Source organism: Aureitalea sp. L0-47, assembly GCF_026126405.1.
Lineage (GTDB): Bacteria > Bacteroidota > Bacteroidia > Flavobacteriales > Flavobacteriaceae > Pukyongia.
In genome coordinates, this window is the sequence record NZ_JAFMTQ010000054.1 from 1 (window position 1) to 431 (window position 431).

Here is a 431-nt window from a genome sequence, read left to right on the forward strand (position 1 = left end):
AATGCCGATACGGCGGGTACAGAGGTGAATGTTCCGGTAAGCGGAAATGTACTTGTGAACGACTTCGATCCTGAAGGCGACAACCAGACGGTAACCAATGTAGGTACCTTCCCAACAACCCAGGGAGGAAGTATCACCATTGCTGCCGATGGTAGTTTTACTTATACGCCACCGCAAGACTTCGAGGGGGAGGATACCTTCGAGTACTTCATAACGGATGATAACTTTACACCTGCCACCGATTCAGCCATTTTGACCATCACGGTCAATGGTGATCCGAACCGCAACAGGACGTATGCTAATGACGATGCCTACAATGGCAACCAGGGTGCTACCATCACCGGAAATGTATTGGACAACGATACAGATCCTGAAGGAGATACCCAGACGGTAGATACGGTACTTTCTCCGGTAAGCGGTCCTTCGAATGG

General features: G+C 49.9%; 1 protein-coding gene. It reads left to right on the forward strand.

The window, feature by feature from the left end; all coding sequences use genetic code 11:
• A partial coding sequence (locus J1N09_RS15430) for a cadherin-like domain-containing protein (protein ID WP_265201177.1) occupies positions 1 to 431 on the forward strand: 431 nt, incomplete at both ends.